Source organism: Caldisphaera sp. (assembly GCF_046536515.1).
Lineage (GTDB): Archaea > Thermoproteota > Thermoprotei_A > Sulfolobales > Acidilobaceae > Caldisphaera.
This window is the reverse complement of record NZ_JAWDMQ010000016.1, coordinates 1-18,667: the sequence shown is the minus strand read 5'-3', so window position 1 is coordinate 18,667 and position 18,667 is coordinate 1. Positions and strand designations below refer to the sequence as shown.

The following is an 18,667-nucleotide window of genomic DNA, read 5'->3' as shown; positions in this document are numbered from 1 at the left end:
TGCACCTTAATAGAGTGCTCCGCTTTCTTCTTTAATTTGTTCCTTAATCTTTTTTCTAAGTTCTTTGTTTTCGAATGGAATTTCTTCAATTATATTATCCGAAATATTTATTGTTCCCTTCTTTTTCAAAGATATAATAGCCTTATAAGTTATATAAGAAACAAGTTCATCTGATTCTTCTTCTAGTATAGCTTTTGTGATTATTTTAGTTATATTATATAAAGATTTTAATTCATTTGAACTTGAAAATACGGCAATTTCTCCATCTCCCTTTTTGAGACTGGATAATAAATTGTCAAAATCTTCATATCTCATCCTTATAATTAAATTCCCATTTATATTATCTGCAGTAGAACCTTCCTGGGGATAATTATATGAAAGATCATTACTTATATCATTCTCTTCGTCTAGAATATTGACTTCTGGATAAATCATGGCTAAATCTCCTTTGTATATCTCTATAATAATTTCTTTCACATCTTTGTTAATCTCCTTTGTAATACTTTTTATTAAGTTGTGAACCATAAATAGATTTTCTTCATCATTACTTATAAGCTCTTTATCTTCTTCATCTTGTGTTAATTCAATGTCATATTCGTTATTTATTTCGTTTATTTTTTGATATAAATTATTTATATAATACATAAGCTCTTTAGATGCGGCATCAGATGATTTGTAAGTTATAAAGCCAACAATTAATGCTGCGATTATTGATACATATAATGGGCCCTTTAAAGCTATTGCTAAGCTTATTCCAACTGCGTATGTTATTAAAGCTAACGTCAATGACAAAATTAGTTTAAAGCCTTTATAGCTTAGCAGACCCGTAAGCCTCAACCTCTCCTTTTTTCACATTAATTTTACAAGTTATAAATATTAATCAATTCAACCAATTGAGCAATCATGTATTATAAATTAACTTTATTAAATATATAATATGTTTTACTATAGTTGTTATATTAGGAGAAATAATGCCAAGAATTGATAGCAATTATTATGCAGTTGATATATCTAATATAATAAAGTTAGAATATAATGAAATGAAAGAATTTATAAAATGGGTTGTAGATAATGAAGGCCTTTTAATAACACAGCCGTCAATAGTAGTTATCGACTTAAATAAAAAGGTTAGATATACTCTTGGTATAGGTTCGGTAGTTGTCAAGTCTCAGCCTCCTATACAATATTATAAGATTTCTGGCTCTGAATGGGTAGACGCTTGTAAAATTAGTTACAATAAGAAGAAAGTAATTTATGTTGATCAAGATTATATTATAAGAAAGGGAATTATTATATCATTAGAAAGTAAAGGTATATTTTTATTATTAAATGGTATTAGCGGAGAAATTAAAATTTCAAATAAAGGAGCAAATATTGGAGTACAATTGGTAATGTTAAGAGATGATTCAAACAATACATATAGTTTATTATCATTGGATAAAGATGCTTATTATGTTTATGCAGACTCATATGGATTAGGAAAAATTGTTCATTATGCAGCAGAAATATATTCTTATTGTTTAGAATGATTTAATTAATAAACTAAACAATTTCATTGCTGATAATTTCAAAATGGAGAAGAAGTTAATACTGGGATAGGCATATTTAAATTAATTTTACCAGATAGGATTTTTGTAATTAATCCCTTTGTAGTAATAGATATATTATCAAGTGATTCAGCTCTCTTCAGATCAAAGAATTTAGCATCTAAAGCATCGCTTCCTGCAATCGGTGTTTCTCCATTATCCTTCATCAAAATCGTTACTAATATATAATGAAATAATACTTTATCGTGGGAATTTCTTGTTATAATTTCATCAACGTTTACTACACCTAATGGTTCAGTATTTATTCCTGTTTCCTCAAGGAATTCTCTTTTTGCAGCATCTAATATTCTTTCCCCAAGTTCAACATGGCCTCCTGGAATAGCCCATTTTCCTTTTTCTGGACTATTTAATCTTTTTATAAGTAATATATTTGAATCTCTAATTAGTAGTGTTCCAACACCAACCAACGGATTATTAGGGAACATTCTACCCATGCTTAAGCACCCTTATAAAATGTGGTGGGCCCGAGGGGACTCGAACCCCCGACCTACGGGTCTGGAGCCTCGACCCAGCATAGATGCTGGTCCGCCGCTCTATCCTAGCTGAGCTACGGGCCCTTCTAATTGTAAAATAAATAGCAGAGTTTAAAATATGTTTTTCCTTTTAATAATTATTTTCTTGAATTATTTAAAATATTTTCAATTCTAGATTTTAGCAATTCAGATACTGTTTTTCCGTCAATTTTACCTCTAAGTTTTTCCATAGCTCTTCCCATTAAAATACTCATGGCTCTCTCACCTTTAGCTAATATTAGATCTTTGTTAGAATTAACTATATCATCAATAATTTCTTTAGCTTCATCAATACTGATTGTTTTTATTCCCATTTCATTAACTATATCATCAATACTTTTATCTACCTGATTCGTTGCTTTTTCAATAATTTCTTCAATGGCCTCTTTAGCAATTTTTCCTTCAGCTAATAATTTTACTATGTCTTCTATCTTGCTTTCATCCAGTGAATCAACATCAATTCCTTTTGATTTAAGGCCTTTGAATATACTTACAAATAATGAGGCAATAAAAGATGGCTGTACTCTATTACCATATTTGTTAATTAATTCTTCTATAAAGCCAAGGTTTATATCGTTAATTACTTTATCTGCAAGTTCTTGACTAAAGTTATATTTTTCTATAAATATTTTTAACTTTTTCTCCACTGGCTCAGGTTTAAGTTTCTCAGCTTCTTTTATTATGTCATAATTAATGTAAAGAGGTTTTATATCTGTTTCAGGGTACATCCTTTCTTTTCCAGGTCTTGGTCTCAAATATTTTGTTGTTCCGTCTTCATTTGCTCCCCTAGTTTCTTCGGGTACTCCATCGAATGCTAATTTAACTCTATCTATTATTGTGCTAATCGCTTTTTTGCACTTTTCCTCTTCATCAGCTATTATTATAAATGCATCTGATTCACGATCAGCTTGTAATAAATTATACGCTTTTTCAACTTCTTGTTCAGTTATACCATAGTTTGGCAATTCGTCGCTATGGAATAAACCTTCTATTCCAGCATAGAACCTAGCATAATCTGCTAGCTCAGTTCCAAACCTTCTATTTGGCATAAGTTCAAATCCAATAAGACCTTTCATTTTTTCCAACTTTATTCCTAAGACCTTTCCGCCATTTTCAATTTTGTTCTTTATTATTTTGCTTTTCGTATTAGTAAAGATATTTGTTAAGTCTATAGCATGTATGTTATCAAAATTATCTTTGATTAAACCTCTTTTATTTAGTTCATCTTTTAATTTCAAAAGGTTTAGTTGCCTAAGAGCCTCATAGCTGATTATTTTTTCTATTAGATCTAATTTTTGCACACCTTTTATTTCAGTCTTTGCACCACCTATAATACTTACGTTTAAATCTTGTCTGATTGTTCCTAACCCTCTTTTTACTTTTCCGGTAAGTCTCAAAAGTCTACCTATAGCTAAGGCTACTTCCTTAGCTTCTTGAGGATCATGAATATCTGGAGAAGTCGATATTTCTATTAAAGGTATCCCTAATCTATCCAATCTATACGTTATTATAGACCCAGTTTCTTTTATTTTTCTTGCGGCATCCTCTTCCACAGCTATAGTTTCTATTCCATATCTTTTTCCTTTCACACCTATGAAGCCATTTAATGCAACTATAGCTGTTCTTTGAAATCCTGAAGTGTTGCTTCCATCTATTACTATTTTTCTCATAGTATGGACTTCTCCAACTAAGTCAGAATTCAATGCAAGCGCTACTGAGGATGCAATTACGATTGCTTCCTTGTTAATCTCATGAGGTGGTTCTTCATCAGATTCAACTAGGCAATAATGATTATGTGGAGCTTCATATTTATATGTCTTATTTTTCCTCCATTCAAATAATGCAGCAATATCAACTTCCCCAGTTTCACTTCTTGTAGGTCTTAACTTCCTTGAAAACTCCTCTCCTGGTTCGTCCGTTAATTCTGTAGGACAATTACAAAATAATTTATTTTTAGTATTTAATTGCTGGTGTATTTCTAAACCGACTTTTAATCCTAGTTTGCTATAGTCTATATTTATTTCATCCATGATACCACCTTGGATATATTTTTAATTCATGCCTCGGATTAATTTCTCCTGCTAAATTAGTAAGCATTAGTTTTCTAACTTCATTTTTATCTCTTGTTCTAGATAGAACCCAAGAAAGTTTTACATAAGCAGTTTCGGCTAACATATCTTCTCCAGGTATTACTCCAGCCTGCAGCATTTTTCTTCCTGTGCTGTATACACTTAAATTAACTCTTCCGAATATCGTTTGGCTTGTAATAACAACAGGAATATCAGATTCATAAGCTCTCTCTATAGAATCAATTAACCTATTGCTTATATGTCCGAAACCTGTTCCTTCTATAACTATGCCATGATATCTATTATCTATTAAAAAGTCAATTATATCACTATTCATACCAGGATAATATTTTAATAGAGCAACTTTTTCATCGAATCCAAATTCAGGAAAATTGAAATCGCTCTTTTCCTTATAATTTTTATTTATGATCTCTAATCTACCATCGAATGGATAAATTCTTGCCAACGGGATGTCATTTATGGATTGAAAAGCATCTCTTCTGCTTGTATGCATTTTTCTTACCTTGGTAGCCCTATGTGCTAAGGCATAGGAGTCAGAAGTTTCTCCATGCATAACTACGCTAACTTCTCCAAAGGGAGCCCTAGATGCAACGATTGCAGACGATATAATATTAAATGAAGAATCACTACTTGGTCTATCGCTACTTCTTTGAGACCCTGTAAAAACTACGGGACCTCTAAGACCTTTATGAAAAGTAAAAGCTACAGCAGATGCAGTATATGCCATAGTATCTGTACCATGAGCTACTACTATTCCATCATATTCATCAAACTTTTTAAAAATGTTATAAGTTATTGTTTCCCAATATTTTGGATTCATGTCCTCGCTGAATATTGATAGAATTTCTTCAGCGTCAATGCTAGTATAGTTTAAGACCTCCGGAACAGCAGCTATTAATTCATTAGGATTCAAATAAGGTTTAACTGCCCCCGTTTCATAATCAACTCTGCTAGCTATTGTTCCGCCCGTTCCCAATATTAGTACCCTTTTGCCTTCAGGAGGAGTTATTTCCTTTTCTATCAGCTTAACAGGCTCTCCTGGATGAGTAGTCAAACGACCTTTTTCCAAAATTTTAATCTCAGTTTCATCTTTTATTTTTACTCCTATATTATATCCATTATCTAATTTTATTACTATTATATCTTCTCTAGAAAACTCATTTCTAGGCATAAGGGTACCTTTATAGTGGGACTCCTTATCATCTATTGATATCAAGTCTCCTGGTATTGCATTAACAGATCTAAGTTTATCTGCAACTAGTCCATAGTAACCATAATAAAACTCGTTTTTCTTCAATTTAAGCACCAAAAATAAGATTAATTTAGCTTCTTGCCTTTTCGGCTTTCTCTACTCTTTTAATGTATTCTTTTCTATTTTTAACTCTAGGAGATAAATTTTTCTTTCCTTTAGGCTCTATCTTTGGAGTTGCCTTTCTTACTTTACCAGCTTTTGTCATCGATCCGTGTGTAGGCATTTTTTCACCCAGTTTAATGTTTATAAAAAAATTTAAAAGCTTTAAGTGTATTAACTTTAAATTAAAAATTAAAGAAAGTTGTTAGTCATGAATTTATTAGGATGAACAAATAATCAATAACAGTGAAGTAAGAAGGGGTATGAAGAGTTGAGAATTTACATCGTCGATACAATTAATGGTAGTTATGCATTAGATGATAAAGGAGATGTTATTATATACGAACTTCTATCAAAAAAATATGACGAAGCTATAGATCAGATTACTAAAGTATATAAGAATGAAGTTTCTGAAGCTTTCTTAAAATTATTCGATAAAATAAAAGAAAAAAATCCTGATGAGGTAGTTGTTGAGTCTGAAGCAGAGGCTAAAGTGATTAATCAAAAAGGATTAAAGGCCGTTTTAGATCCTGCAAATTCGGTAAGTATTACTTTTAGGAAGGATTTAGGTAAAAAGGCTGTTAATTATGAATTTGCAAAAGATGAAAATGAATTTTATGGATGGTACTTCAATATAATTTATGAATTTACAAGAAGAATGCTGAGGGGTGCTGCCCAAAAGCGTGACCTATTGGTTGCTCAGGCAATAAGAGCCATAGATGATTTAGATAAAAGTGTAAATCTTTACGCAACTAGGCTTAGAGAATGGTATAGCGTACATTTTCCAGAATTGAATGATTTAATTGAAGATCACGAATTATATGCTATGTTAGTTTCAGAGTTAGGTTCCAGGAATAATTTTACGAAAGACAGGCTTATGGAATTAGGTGTAAGCGAAAATAAAAGTAAAAAGATTGAAGAATCAGCAAAGAAAAGCTTAGGAGCCGATGTTTCAGATAAAGATCTTGAAGCAATGCTAACACTTGCAAAAATAACTAACCAAATGTATAATTTAAGAAAAGATTTAGATTCTTACGCAACAAGCGTTATGAAGGAAGTAGCCCCTAATGTAACAGAGCTAGTTGGTCCTTTGTTAGGTGCTAGATTAATAAGTATAGCAGGAGGTCTAGAAAGGCTAGCTACAATGCCTGCAAGCACTATTCAGGTATTAGGTGCAGAAAAAGCATTGTTTAGAGCTTTAAAAACTGGAGGAAGACCTCCTAAGCATGGAATTATATTTCAATATCCAGAAATATACAAAAGTCCTAAATGGCAAAGGGGGAAAATAGCAAGAGCATTGGCAGCTAAAATAGCAATAGCAGCTAAAGTTGATGCGTTTAGTGGGAGGTTTATTGGAGATAAGCTTAAGGAAGAGCTTGAAAAAAGGATAGAAGAAATTAAGAAAATATACGCGAATCCTCCAAAAAAGAAAGAAGCACCAAAGCAATCTTTCCAAAAATCTTCTAATAAAGGTAAACAATCTAAATTTAAACATAGAAAAAATTGGAGGTGATATAAATGGAAATTAAAGAACATGAAAACTGGAAAAATGTATATATTGTAGAGCAAGAAGACGGAACATACAAGTTAGCAACAAAAAATCTAGTAAAAGGTCAAAGAGTTTATGGAGAGAAACTCTATCAATACAATGGTGAGGAATATAGAGAATGGAATGCTTATAGAAGTAAGTTAGCAGCAGCTCTTCTTAAGGGCTTAGAGGAATTACCAGTTAAAGAAAAAGATAAAATTTTGTATTTGGGTATAGCTAGTGGTACAACAGCTAGTCATATGAGCGATATAATTGGAAGTAATGGAATTATATTTGGTATAGAATTCTCTCCAAGAGTTATAAGAGATCTCCTTTTGATAGTTAATGATAGAAAGAATATATTTCCCATACTTGCAGATGCGAGATTCCCAGAAAATTATCGTCACATGATAGAAACAGTAAATGGATTATATGCTGATGTGGCACAGCCAGAACAAGCGCAAATAGTGGTGAGAAATGCAAAGTTTTTCTTAAGCGATGGAGGGTATCTCCTTTTAGCTATTAAAGCAAGGAGTATCGATGTAACAAAAGAACCCACAGAGATATATAAAATGGAAACTGAAGAGCTAGAAAAAGGTGGATTTGAAATAAAAGATATAATTCATTTAGACCCGTTTGATAAAGACCATGCAATGATATATGGTATTTATCATAGGGTGTAATTTTAGCTTTGGAAAACGATGATAAATATATCAAAAATATTCAAAAAAAGATTATGGAAAATATAAATGAATCTCAAAAATTGTGGCCAAAAGAAGAAATAAGCCTAAACGAAGTTTTTAATGGCAAAGCTAGTGTTTTATTGGCTGATAATGAGTATCATGAATTTGATAATGAGGAGATTAAAGAGATTCTTCAATTGGTTCCTCAATATTTTTGGAAATTTATTAAACTTCCATTGCTTTTTAGATATAATAAAGATACAGAAGGAAGATCTTGGTATAATGTTTTAGGGGATATATGGCAGAAAAGGTTTGTTGAAATTTTATTAACAGGCCAATATAGTTTTGATGGTATTGAAGAATTAGATGTTGAAATGTTTCTTAAAATTTTAAAAAAATATAGGAGTCTAATTTTTGTATCAATAGCTTAAAAAAATCATATTTTTAGCAGAATAAGCGATAGTGTAATTATAATAAAAGAAACTGTAATTCCACTTTATATTTTATAATAACGTTAAATATTTAAAAATTGAATACAAAAGTGGGTGAAATTTATGGATGTTTCAGAGCAAGTATATCAGGACTCAATAAATGCTTTAACAGTATTAAGAGATGTAATTCATATAACACCTTTAGATTATAGTAGAACGTTTTCAGAATTATCGAAGGGTAAGATATTTTTAAAATTGGAAAATTTGCAAAAAACTGGGTCTTTTAAAATAAGAGGTGCCTACTATAAGATATGGTCTTTAGGAGATGAAAAGTTTAGAGGAGTTATTGCTGCAAGCGCTGGAAATCATGCTCAAGGCGTTGCATTAGCAGCAACATTGCAAAATACTAAATCAGTCATTGTAATGCCGGAAACAGCGCCAATAGCTAAAATAAATGCAACTAAAGGATATGGTGCTGAAGTAATTTTATATGGAAAAAGTTTTGATGATGCAATGTATAAGGCAGTTGAATTAAGTAAAGAAAAAGGCTATAATTTAATTCATGCATATGATGATCTCAAAATTATAGCAGGTCAAGGCACGATATCTCATGAAATACTTCAACAAATGTCCGTGAAACCAGATATTGTAGTTATACCAATAGGAGGAGGAGGGTTAATATCTGGAAATGCTATAGTATTAAAGAAAAAGCTTGGTAATAAAGTTAAGGTTATAGGCGTTGAACCAAGCTATGTTGCAAAATATTCCAGAGGTTTGAAAGAAGGAAAACCAATTAATATTAAAGAAGCTCCCCCTGGGCTAATGGATGGGCTTATAGTTAAAGGTTCTGGAAAATATACCTTCGAATTCATAAAAGAATATGTTGATGATATAGTTAAAGTGAATGACTCTGAAGTAGCAAGATCTATGTTTTTATTATTAGAGAGAGCAAAGACACTTGCTGAAGGAGCAGGAGCGGCATCCCTTGCTGCTGTGTTGGAAAACAAAATTGATGTTGAAAATAAAAACGTTGTTGTTTTAATAAGTGGTGGGAATGTTGATATAACAAGGATATCTAATATTTTAAACTATGAACTAGCTAAAAGCGCTAGGATAATAAAATTAACCGGTATAATACCTGATTATCCAGGTTGGCTAGATAAGGTATTAGAAAAACTTGCTGCTGCTAAACTGAATGTAATAGATATTAGGCATGATAGGATTACACCTTTAATTGATCCTGGAACGGCTTTAATTGAAGTTTTAGTGGAAACCCCAGATCCAAGTGTTATCGATGAAGTTATCAATGATCTCAATTCTATAGGCTTAAAATTTTCAAAAGGTTTGCCTTAAAAAATTATTTTTAGATTTTTTCTATAATTTCCCAATATAATTTGTCATTATATATATTTTCTTGTTCTTCTTTTATTTTTTCTAATAATCCCTTACCTCTTTTAGCAACAAATTCAGATATTTCTTTTACATCTATATCATCAAATACAAAGGGTTTCTTTGGTAAACCTATTCTTCCAATACTTCCTTTAGATAGTAGCCATAAACCTACAACTGTTGGATCTGAAAACTTAATTATATCGTCTGAGTTGATGTTTCCTGATTTTGACCAGTAAAGCTCTCTCACGAAGCTTACAGAAAGCGCTCTTCTAATTTTATCTCTGTATTCTTCAAATAGCCTATCCTTATTTTTACTTATGGCAGCTTTTAAATTACTTATATCAACACCAGAAAAACCATATCTTATTGATGCTTTTATTAAAGAATCGTTTATAAGAAATGATAGATCCTTATGTAAAATAGCAATAGAGGATGCGTAGGAGCTATGCAGTATACTCATCATAAATGATTCTTCTGGGTTTTCTATATATACATTTTTGTTTTCTATTATATTAATTACTTCATCATCAGATATAGGATCAGTACCTATAGGTTCATTATCTTCTACTAGCCATGGTACACTCCAAATAAAACTTTTTTCTAACGGTTTTATTAAATTATAAATTTCAATTTTATTTAAATATCCTTTTTTATATAGATTTATTATAAGTTCATGACTTGTTGCACATGTAGGATGGAAATAAAGCTTAATTGTACCGCTCATTTTAGTTGCACCAAAGTAAATTAATATGGAAAAAATAAAAGTTTATCTTCTGTTTTTAACTTTAACTATGTAATTGTTAAATGCCTCCCTGAAATCATCAATTCCAATTATTGGAGAACCATCCTCTTTTGCAATATTTTGCTTTGATGGTGAAATTTCTGCATATAATGGGTTTAGCTTTGATAGCCTATCTTCAAATGTTTCGACAAATGGATTAACATAAAAGATTCCAACAGGAATCTTTTCTCCCCATTCTTGAGACTTAACATAAGCTTTAGATAGTTTTTCCTGAATTTCTTCTTTTGTTCCCTCCTTGACAAAAGGATCCCATGTTTTATCAGAATCCAGTTTGTAGAGTTTGTCTTTATATACATCTGGCGTATATAAGTCATTGTATGTTGGACAAGGTTGTAATATATCCAATAAGGCAACTCCTTTATGCTTAATGGCAGCCTTCATTAGTTCTTTTAAATCATCTATCCAAAGAGCGTAACCTCTTGCTACAAATGTAAACCCGCTAGCAAGGGCAATTGAAATAGGATTTACCCAATCTTGCATGTTTGGCACGGGCATTGCTTTTACCTTTTCACCCTTCTTTAATGTAGGTGAGGCCTGTCCCTTTGTTAGTCCGTAGACTTGGTTGTCATGTAAAAATACTTTTATGTTCAAATTTCTTCTTCCTAAAGCAACAAAATGGCCAGCTCCTATTCCTAATAGATCTCCATCTCCTGCATTTACTATAACTGTCAAATCAGGATTTGAAATTTTAATACCTTCAGCAAATGGTATTCCTCTTCCATGCAATCCATGTACTCCATTGGCATATAAGAAGTGAGATGTCTTTCCACTGCAACCTATTCCACTTACGTCGACTATCTTATCTGAGGGTAAATCTAATTCTGCTAAAGCCTTTTGCATTGCTAACAATATACCGAAGTTACCGCATGCAGGACACCAATCTACCCAAATATCAGTCTTATACTTTGCTTCACTCGCCATATGTTAACACCTCCTTATCGGATTTATTATTTAAAATATTCTTTATTGCATTTATCAACTCCATTCTATAAATGGGACGCCCGGTATACTTCAAAATAAATTTGTTAATTATGTATCCTGTATTTGTTGTTATAGTTTGAGCAGCCTGCCCCATTATATTGTGCTCAACATCAATTACTTTGCTATTGTCAAATTTTTGTAATATGCCTTTAACATATTTTGATGGGAAGGGTATGAACATTTTCAAATGAAGATATGCACCGTTTAAACCTTGAGCTTTTAATTCTTCTATTGCGTCTAAGGCTACTCCTTTAACAAATCCCCAACCTACTAATAAGAAATCAGCATTCTCGTCTCCATAAAAAATAGCTCTTTTTTCTATTGGGATTTCTTTATCAGCAATTTCTAGTTTCTTCATTCTTTTTTCATACATTGCCCTTCTATTAAAAGGATCTTCGCTTATATGACCGTATTCGTTATGCTCATCTCCTGTATGCCACATAACAACTCCGCTTCCAAGTGCTGGTCTATCATTTATTGGTGAAGAGATGTCATATCTTTTATAAGCCCCCTTAGATTTTGGATTGAATGTAAGCTTTCCTCTATCTATCTTTATCTGATTAAAATCAGGCAATGGGGTTGTTGATATGACATTTGCCAAGAATTTATCTAAAAGATGAATTACTGGTAATTGATATTTTTCTGCAAAGTTAAATGCATCTATAGAATCATAAAAAGCTTCCATGTTATCTCCGCTTGCTAATACTATTCTTGGAAACTCTCCATGGCTTGAATAAAGTGAAAATAGAAGATCGCTTTGGCTTCCTCTAGTTGGAAGGCCTGTACTTGGTCCCCCTCTTTGGTAATATGTTATGACTAATGGAACCTCATTATGTCCGGCCCAGCCTAATCCTTCTACCATCAGGCTATAGCCTGGACCACTTGTTGCAGTTGCACTTCTAGCTCCTGTTAAAGCTGAACCTATAGCGGAAGTAATTGCTGCTATCTCATCTTCTGTCTGGAATACTGCAATAGATGATATGGATTTTCCATTAACACTAATTGCTTGATGTGCTTCTAAAAATACAGATTCATCAGCTGCTGGAGTTATTGGGTAATAAGATTGATATCTAACCCCTCCTACGATTTTACCCATTCCAACTATATCGTTTCCACTTGATACTATAAATTCATCCATATTTATTGAAGAATGATCTAATTTTAGTTCAGCACCAAATTCCTTTTCCACAGTTTCTTTTACAAGATCTGCTATATATTTATTAGCATCTATTATTTTCTGTTTTCCTTTAAATCTTTGTTCAATACCTATGGCTATTGATTGCGAATCAATGTCAGTTAAACCAGCTACAGCACCAATTAATATGCTGCTTTTATATTTTTGAGCTTCTACAGAACTGATTGAGAATTTATCCTTCAGTGTATTTAAGATACCTCTGTAGTCTAGCTTTATTGGTATTATTTTAGAATTTTTCTCCACATAACTTATAAGGCTCTTTATATCTTGATTTATGTTATTTTTATTGAAGAATTCAGTTATCCTCTCATAAACCTCTTTTTCCATGCTAATTACTTGCTGTATCTTTGTATTTTCTGTACCTGAATCATATATAATAAATCCATTCTTGCTTATATCATTAAAATGAGTAAATATAGTCTCTGCATCCATAGCTCCAACTATATCTACTGGGTATGTTAGGCTTCTAGGTATTCTTATAGATGATACTGTTGCATGTATATAGCTATGCCTTCCCATTATGTTTGAATAATATTCTCTATCAGATATAACTCCATATCCTTCTGAAGTAAAAGCACTGGTCAGAACGCTAGAGCTCGTTTCAAGTCCTGCCCCCTGTGGACCTCCAAGTATAAAGTATATTTCTTTTCTGGGCATCTCTATCGCCTTTTCTAAATAAAAATTGATTTTAGGTACTCTTAAATTTGAATATGTATTTTTAATAATTAAATAAAAAGATATTAAAAATATTTTAATTATTAAAAATTCTAATGCTTCTCTTTTAGTTTCTTAACTAATATGGGTATAAATTGATAGAGGTCTGCAACAATTCCATAATCTGCATTTTTAAATATTGGTGCAGTTTTATCGTTATTAATGGCAATGACTGTTTTTGCATCAGTAATACCAGCTAAATGTTGAGGAGCCCCGCTTATTCCAAACATAAGGTAAACTTTCGGAGCAACCTTTTTCCCGCTTAAGCCTACCCAATGATCTTCTGTTAGCCATTTTAGATCAGCTGCTATAGGCCTAGAACAACCTATTTGTGCTCCAACTAGGTCAGCTAACTCAAATGCAAGTTTTAGGTCATCTTTGTTTTTGAATCCTCTCCCAACACTTACAATGAATTCAGCCGTTTCTAGGTTTACTCCTCCTTTAACTTTCTCTTTTCTTTCTTTAATTACGATTTGTGATTTCTTTTCTACATGTAATTCTTCAATGCTCCCATTCGCATTTCCTTCAGATTTTGGAGTTCTTCTTGGTAAAGTTAAAAGTAGGAGTGGCATTGGAGCTTCTTCGCTTTCAACAGCCCTACCACTTAGAAAACTTCTTTTATATGTAGCTTTTAGATTAGAAACATTAAAATCAAATATATCTGTTGCAAATGGTAGGTCATAGATTCCTGCAAGCCTTGAAAATGCATCTTTAAGGTTTTTGCTACTCATTCCTATTATTAGCTTGGGATTAAATTTATCATATAAATTCTTTAGAGCATTAAAAATACTTTCAGGGTCATCTTCCTTTATTTTATAAACTTTATTAAAGTATTTAACAAGTTTCTCAACTTCATTAGTTCCATAAGTTAAAGCTATCGGTTCCCCTACTTTTTTAGCTAGAGTTAGGAGTTCAGATGCATCAGATTCCTTTTGCACAACAACAATAACATCCACCATAATAATCACCTCAATGTTTTAATACTCCCTCTTGTTCTAAGATTTCTATTAACTTATCAGCAACCTCTTCTAATGATTTACCTTCTATCATAGTTTGTTTTCTTTTTACTGCTAGTACCTTAGCTTCAACCAATTTTTTCTTCGGAGTTGATACACCAGTTAGATCGGAAAGTTTTACTGTTTGCTGAGGCTTCTTTGATGCCATTCTTATTTGTATTAATGTTGGTGGTTTTGGTGAGTTAATTTCTCTAGTCACACTTATTACTGCAGGAAGTGTAGACTCTACAACTTCAACGTAATCCTCTAAATCTCTTTCAATCACTGCTTTATTTCCATTAATTTCTATTTTTCTAGCAAAGCTAATATAGGGTAAATTAAGCTTTGTAGCAACCCTCCCGGCCACCTGACCGGAAAAGCCATCAATTGTAGCTTCACCTGCTAATATCAAATCAGGTTTTATGTTAAATTTGTTTAAAATGGAAACAATAGCTGATGCAGTAGTAACTTGATCTCCTGGTGTTATTGAATCGTCTTCTAATAGTATTGCTTCATCAACTCCCTTAGCTAGTCCTTCTTGTATAGCCATTTTTATATCTTTATCTCTTTTGCTAATTGGCCCCCATGTAGTTATTGTAATAGAATAAATTTTTCCTTTTAGTATTTCTTTAAGTCTGTTTGCTTCCTCAATAGCATTTCTATCTATATCTGAAAGCTTTAATGGTATGTTATCAAAGTCAACTCCCCCATCTGGCATAGACCTTATCATTTCCGGATTTAACGCTGGTTTTATTAGCACAACTATATCTCCCATTATGCTCACCGTTGTTTAGTTATACGGGAGAGAAATAAAAACCAAAACATATAAAAGCTATATTATATAATCAAAATAAAAAATTAATAAGTCAATAAGAAAACTTAAATACTTGTACATGTTTTAGTCCTTTTATTTCTAAAACAGAATCAGGATTAACAAGACCCTCTTTTATTGCCTTATTCACTATATTGTTACCAGTTAAAATGAGGATATCGGCAGATTTTAAATAAATTAGTGCTTCTTCATCATCAATTAACTTGCTACCATAAAAATTTGGAGAAACGTCTATGACAATTCTTCCATCTTCAAATTTTTTGCCTATTAAATCTTTGTCTGCTATTGATATCATTATTTCTCCGGTATCTAAATTAATTATGTTAATGAAATAGCTCATAATATTCACGTTATGTTTGTACAATTCTATCTTTAAATTCTGTGAATGGATGAACTATTGGTTTTGATTTTATATCTATTGGTCTTTTGGCTGGTGGGTATTGTAAATATCCTGGTAATATTTTCTCTATTCTAGTGTCAAGCGGTTCTATTGATAAGTTTCTATAGAATATCCCTAAAGGTATCTTCTCTCCCCACTCTGTCATTTTATCTAATATCTTGGGCGCTTTCATATCAAAGTCTTCTTGTGATGAAATATTAGGATCCCACGAAGGATCAGCTGAATTTAAATAATATATTCTTTTTTCATACCATTCTTTTGACATTATATCATTGTATGTTGGACAAGGTTGTAATATATCGATTAGAGCGGTTCCTTTATGATTTATTGCTAATTTAATTAACTCTTTTAATTGATCTACGTGATAGGCATATGATCTTGCGATGAATGTATATCCACTAGCAAATGCCAGTAAAAGTGGATTAATTTGTGACTGTATGTTAGGCGCATCTAGTGCTTTAGTTTTTAACCACAAAGGAAGAGTCGGTGCTGCTTGACCTTTTGTTAAACCATATACAGCATTATCATGTAATAATATTGTGAGCTGCATGTTTCTTCTTCCTAAAGCAACAAAATGGCCAGCTCCTATTCCTAATAGATCTCCATCTCCACTTGCTACTATTACTGTTTGTTCTGGGTTAGCTAACTTTATACCTTCTGCCACAGGTATAGGTCTTCCATGTAATGTATGTATGTTCGATGTCTTGACATAATAAGGTATTCTGCTGGAGCAACCTATTCCAGAAACAATAGAGGTTTTTTCAGGCGGTAAATCTAATTCTGCTAAAGCCTTTTGAACTGCTAACAATATACCGAAGTTACCGCACGCAGGGCACCACTGTACCCAGGAATCAGTCTTATAATCTGACCAGTTACGCACCATCTCTTATCACCACCAAATCTTGATTGTTTTGAATTACAGTTTTTAGCGCATTGTATGCTTCATGTTCCATAATAGTTCTACCAGTTAGTTTAATTATTTTCTTCTTAATATCATAACCTGTATGCATTCTAACTAATAATGCGAGTTGTGAAAGAGCGTTAGCTTCTACGTCAATCACAAGCTCTGATGAATTTAAAACGTTTGAAACATAATCTGATGGGAAGGGTGACATCATTCTTATGTGTAGGAATTTTGTCTTAATTCCATCTTTTCTAAGAAGGTCCATGGCATCTAATATTGGTCCTTTTGCTGACCCCCATGAAACTAATGTTATTTTAGCGTCCTGATCTCCATATAATGACACTTTTTCGCTTAATGGTATTTCTTTTCCTGCATTTTCTATCTTTTTAGATAATTTCAATAGCATTTTTTCTCTGGTAATAGGATCTTCTGTAACCATACCATATTCGTTATGAGTTAAACTGCTTACCCACATAAGTCTTTTTCCTAATGGGGATCTTGGACTTATATAATCTTCTGTAAGTTCATATCTTTTGTAATCTTCGTTCTTTGTTTCAGTATCGTACTTTCCTCTATCAATTGGTACTAATTGAGGATCTACATCTTCTTTATCAAAACTCATCATACTTGAAGCGATGTATTTGTCTACTAAGTGAATAACTGGTGTTTGATATTTTTCAGCCCAATTTAATGATCTCATAGCGTCATAATATGCTTCTATATGATCTCCGCTTGCTATAACAATTTTTGGTGTATCTCCATGCCCAGCAAATACTGAATGTAGCAAATCTTGTTGTCCTTGTCTAGTTGCTTCTCCAGTACTTGGTCCTGCCCTCATCCATACAGTTATTACTACAGGTACTTCAGCCATGACTGAAAAACTAATAGCTTCATTCATTAATGATAATCCAGGACCGCTTGTTGTTGTTGCAGTTCTAGCTCCTGCTAAAGCGCCACCAATAGCCATATTTAGTGCTCCTAGCTCGTCTTCAGCTTGAAATACAAGAACTCCAAGTTTTTCAACTCCTAATTCTTTTGAAGCCCATTCATCTAGTCTAAAGTACCTATGTTCTCCTAAGTAGAAAGCTTCATCTTGAGAAGGAGTGATCGGATAGTACGTTTCTAAAGTAAGTCCACCTGCGAGCTTTCCCATGGCTACTATATCGTTTCCAGTTGCAACCATTCTGCTCTTATTTTTATTTGGCCCATCTTCTATGGGATTACCTATACCGAAGTTTTCCTTTACATAATCATATGCAACTTTTGCAGCCATTACATTAGAATCTATTACAGATTTTTTGCCATAAAAGTAATAATTAATAGATTTTTCTATGGTTTCTACATCAATTCCTAATAACGCAGCTGAAGCTGTTATACTCATTGTATTAACAGTTTTTGCTACTGAAACAACATTTGTTTTTAGCTTTTCAGCTGTTGTTTTCAAAAGGTTTTTAAGTGGTAATCCAACTGTTTTTATTCCATTGTTAGAAAGATACTTTATTACTTCTGATGCTACCGGTTCAACTCCTAATTTTTTAAGTTCGTCCCCAACTCTTTCCTTGACTTCAGGTTCCATGGGAGAAATCCTTTCCATAGGGGTATTTAATATATCTATATCGTAAACCACAAAACTTTTCGGTGAAACTTCATTATAATGCGTAAATATAGTTTCTGCATCTAAAGCAATTAAGCTGTCAACAGGTAACTTAACACTTTTAGGTCTATTTTTTTTAAATCTAACATTATAATAACTATGAGCCCCCATAATGTTGCTATGATACTCCCTAATACCAAAAACATCATAACCCTTTATCATGAAAGTTCTTACCAGCATTTGGCCTGAGGACTCTATTCCACCTCCTTGTGGTCCTCCTATCATTACTGAAATATCGACTTCGTCGCTCAATTCATAGCACCTTGTATAGTATAATAAAAGGACTTTTTATATATAATCATATTATTTTATAATAACATCTTAAAAATGTATATGTTTATTTAAAATCTAATATAAATTTAATATATAATAGATATCTCAGATTAATATAAAAATATTAAATTTAATTAAAATTTTCATCTTTCACAAAATATTCCGTCCTCACGGACGGAATATTTCACTGAGTATCGATTAGTATTTCCTTTCTACAGGTTTCCATGTATTAATTGTAACATGCCAATATATAAATCTGAGATCATCTGCTCCATCTCTTATTACTACAGTATGCTTTAACCAATTTTCATCATCTCTTTTAG

Annotated in this window: 19 protein-coding genes and 1 tRNA gene; 5 read left to right on the top strand and 15 right to left on the bottom strand. The window is 32.2% G+C overall.

The window, feature by feature from the left end; translation table 11 throughout:
• Positions 1-6 precede the first annotated feature (6 nt).
• On the bottom strand, positions 7-786 hold the full coding sequence (locus tag RXO53_RS03800) for a hypothetical protein (RefSeq protein ID WP_410712930.1): 780 nt from the start codon (positions 784-786) through the stop codon (positions 7-9).
• 185 nt (positions 787-971) lie between these two features.
• On the opposite strand from RXO53_RS03800, the gene RXO53_RS03795 reads away from it, so the two are divergent.
• A complete protein-coding gene (locus tag RXO53_RS03795; RefSeq protein WP_410712929.1) occupies positions 972-1,529 on the top strand; it encodes a hypothetical protein in 558 nt (185 codons plus the stop codon).
• 38 nt (positions 1,530-1,567) lie between these two features.
• Here RXO53_RS03795 and RXO53_RS03790 read toward each other — a convergent pair whose 3' ends face one another.
• From RXO53_RS03790 to RXO53_RS03770, 5 genes are all read right to left on the bottom strand, one after another.
• Complete coding sequence (locus RXO53_RS03790; RefSeq protein ID WP_410712928.1) at positions 1,568-2,041, bottom strand: NUDIX hydrolase; 474 nt, start codon at positions 2,039-2,041, stop codon at positions 1,568-1,570.
• A 22-nt stretch (positions 2,042-2,063) separates the two neighbouring features.
• Positions 2,064-2,164: transfer RNA gene (locus tag RXO53_RS03785), tRNA-Trp, on the bottom strand.
• Between the two features lie 53 nt (positions 2,165-2,217).
• A complete protein-coding gene (gene gatE, locus RXO53_RS03780; RefSeq protein ID WP_410712927.1) occupies positions 2,218-4,149 on the bottom strand; it encodes a Glu-tRNA(Gln) amidotransferase subunit GatE in 1,932 nt (643 codons plus the stop codon).
• Entirely contained in the window at positions 4,142-5,515 is a 1,374-nt protein-coding gene (gatD, locus tag RXO53_RS03775; protein ID WP_410712943.1) for a Glu-tRNA(Gln) amidotransferase subunit GatD, read from the bottom strand. The genes gatE and gatD overlap by 8 nt, the downstream gene beginning before the upstream one ends.
• Before the next feature lie 16 nt (positions 5,516-5,531).
• A complete protein-coding gene (locus tag RXO53_RS03770) occupies positions 5,532-5,684 on the bottom strand; it encodes a 30S ribosomal protein S30e (protein ID WP_410712926.1) in 153 nt (50 codons plus the stop codon).
• 147 nt (positions 5,685-5,831) lie between these two features.
• Between RXO53_RS03770 and RXO53_RS03765 the strand changes: the two genes are divergently transcribed.
• From RXO53_RS03765 to ilvA, 4 genes are all read left to right on the top strand, one after another.
• Complete coding sequence (locus RXO53_RS03765; RefSeq protein ID WP_410712925.1) at positions 5,832-7,073, top strand: C/D box methylation guide ribonucleoprotein complex aNOP56 subunit; 1,242 nt, start codon at positions 5,832-5,834, stop codon at positions 7,071-7,073.
• 5 nt (positions 7,074-7,078) lie between these two features.
• Entirely contained in the window at positions 7,079-7,771 is a 693-nt protein-coding gene (locus RXO53_RS03760) for a fibrillarin-like rRNA/tRNA 2'-O-methyltransferase (protein ID WP_410712924.1), read from the top strand.
• 8 nt (positions 7,772-7,779) lie between these two features.
• A complete protein-coding gene (locus tag RXO53_RS03755; RefSeq protein WP_410712923.1) occupies positions 7,780-8,202 on the top strand; it encodes a DUF61 family protein in 423 nt (140 codons plus the stop codon).
• Positions 8,203-8,325: 123 nt separating this feature from the next.
• Positions 8,326-9,555, top strand: coding sequence for a threonine ammonia-lyase (ilvA, locus tag RXO53_RS03750; RefSeq protein WP_410712922.1), 1,230 nt, complete (start codon positions 8,326-8,328; stop codon positions 9,553-9,555).
• Between the two features lie 10 nt (positions 9,556-9,565).
• Here the strand turns inward: ilvA and RXO53_RS03745 are convergent, their stop codons facing one another.
• The 9 genes from RXO53_RS03745 to RXO53_RS03705 all read right to left on the bottom strand — a co-directional run.
• A complete protein-coding gene (locus RXO53_RS03745; RefSeq protein ID WP_410712921.1) occupies positions 9,566-10,318 on the bottom strand; it encodes a hypothetical protein in 753 nt (250 codons plus the stop codon).
• 42 nt (positions 10,319-10,360) lie between these two features.
• Positions 10,361-11,317, bottom strand: a complete 957-nt coding sequence (locus RXO53_RS03740; protein ID WP_410712920.1) for a 2-oxoacid:ferredoxin oxidoreductase subunit beta — start codon at positions 11,315-11,317, stop codon at positions 10,361-10,363.
• Positions 11,307-13,229 (bottom strand): 2-oxoacid:ferredoxin oxidoreductase subunit alpha, encoded by a 1,923-nt coding sequence (locus tag RXO53_RS03735; protein WP_410712919.1) that lies wholly within the window; start codon positions 13,227-13,229, stop codon positions 11,307-11,309. The genes RXO53_RS03740 and RXO53_RS03735 overlap by 11 nt, the downstream gene beginning before the upstream one ends.
• Before the next feature lie 110 nt (positions 13,230-13,339).
• Positions 13,340-14,245: an electron transfer flavoprotein subunit alpha/FixB family protein gene (locus RXO53_RS03730; protein WP_410712918.1), complete on the bottom strand. Its 906-nt coding sequence runs from the start codon at positions 14,243-14,245 to the stop codon at positions 13,340-13,342.
• Positions 14,246-14,255: 10 nt separating this feature from the next.
• A complete protein-coding gene (locus RXO53_RS03725) occupies positions 14,256-15,056 on the bottom strand; it encodes an electron transfer flavoprotein subunit beta/FixA family protein (RefSeq protein WP_410712917.1) in 801 nt (266 codons plus the stop codon).
• Positions 15,057-15,147: 91 nt separating this feature from the next.
• Positions 15,148-15,453, bottom strand: coding sequence for a DUF424 domain-containing protein (locus RXO53_RS03720; protein WP_410712916.1), 306 nt, complete (start codon positions 15,451-15,453; stop codon positions 15,148-15,150).
• 10 nt (positions 15,454-15,463) lie between these two features.
• On the bottom strand, positions 15,464-16,396 hold the full coding sequence (locus RXO53_RS03715; protein WP_410712915.1) for a 2-oxoacid:ferredoxin oxidoreductase subunit beta: 933 nt from the start codon (positions 16,394-16,396) through the stop codon (positions 15,464-15,466).
• The gene (locus RXO53_RS03710; protein ID WP_410712914.1) at positions 16,386-18,323 is read right to left on the bottom strand and encodes a 2-oxoacid:ferredoxin oxidoreductase subunit alpha; all 1,938 of its coding nucleotides are present in this window, start codon (positions 18,321-18,323) and stop codon (positions 16,386-16,388) included. Before RXO53_RS03710 ends, RXO53_RS03715 begins: the two co-directional genes overlap by 11 nt.
• Before the next feature lie 219 nt (positions 18,324-18,542).
• The coding region (locus RXO53_RS03705) for a hypothetical protein (protein ID WP_410712942.1) at positions 18,543-18,667 on the bottom strand (125 nt) is incomplete at its 5' end.